Source organism: Algoriphagus aestuariicola, assembly GCF_017254835.1.
GTDB classification, from domain to species: Bacteria; Bacteroidota; Bacteroidia; order Cytophagales; family Cyclobacteriaceae; genus Algoriphagus; species Algoriphagus aestuariicola.
This window is the reverse complement of the sequence record NZ_JAFKCW010000101.1, coordinates 1-203: the sequence shown is the minus strand read 5'-3', so window position 1 is coordinate 203 and position 203 is coordinate 1. Positions and strand designations below refer to the sequence as shown.

The following is a 203-nucleotide window of genomic DNA, read 5'->3' as shown; positions in this document are numbered from 1 at the left end:
TGCCCACGTCCTCGCCCGCATCCCTGCCGAGCGCCCCGGTGAACGCGTCGCTGAAGGCCAGCGAACCGGAGGTGACCTGGTAGGTCAAGGCTGGATCCGCTTCGCCGTATACCTTGGTCTGGTCGTCCGCGGTCACCTCGATCGCCCTTTCTGTGATCTCCAGATTGCCTTCCACAAAGCTCAGGTCATAGTTGGCGCTCAAG

General features: G+C 62.6%; 1 protein-coding gene. It reads right to left on the bottom strand.

Annotated elements, in window-relative coordinates; all coding sequences use genetic code 11:
* A partial coding sequence (locus J0A67_RS22985; protein WP_206571718.1) for an MBG domain-containing protein occupies positions 1–203 on the bottom strand: 203 nt, incomplete at both ends.